The 566-nt window shown below is 66.6% G+C and carries 1 protein-coding gene; it reads right to left on the bottom strand.

The genetic code is table 11. The annotated features are described in order from the left end of the window. Positions 1-566: protoporphyrinogen oxidase (gene hemG, locus ACYVDE_RS25780; protein WP_460504349.1), on the bottom strand; the 566-nt coding region annotated here is incomplete at both ends.

The raw sequence follows: 566 nt of genomic DNA, 5'->3' as shown, positions 1-566 counted from the left end.
GGCGCGCGAAATGGCCGTCACGGCCGTGCCCGGCTGGTAGCTGCGGAGCTTGGCCGCGAGCGTATCGGCCAGCGACTGCACGCCATTTTTGAGGTTGATAATGCGGCGGCGGCCGGCGCCTTTGCCGGCTTTCATCAGCCCGCGCAGCACCGAGCCGTGTGCCTGCTCCAGGGCCGGCAGCTGCCGGAAGGTTTTGTGGATGAGCAGCTTCTCGGGGTCGCCGGCGTAGATGCCGGAGATGAAGGGATTGACGGCATAGTCCACGATTTCGGAGCCGAAGCGGCGGCGGAAAAAGTGGGCCACGGTTTCGGTTTCATCGATGGGCGCGGCGGGCTGGCGGAATTCTTTCAGCAACTGCCACTTGGCTTTCAGGCTGAAGAAGCCGCTGGTGAGCAGGGCCGGCGGCGAGCCGGGCAGGGCCTGGTAGCGGCCATCGCGCAGCACGTAGCGGTGCTGGCTGACGGGCGCGGCGTCCTCAATCTGGTCGCTCAGGCCGAGGTCGGCGAGCAGGTCTTGCAGCTCGGGGCTTAGCTGCAGGGAGTTGGGACCGGTTTCGAGCAGGTAGC

This window comes from Hymenobacter agri (assembly GCF_054778495.1).
Note: the sequence above shows the minus strand (reverse complement) of the source record. Positions and strands in the feature narration are given on the sequence as shown.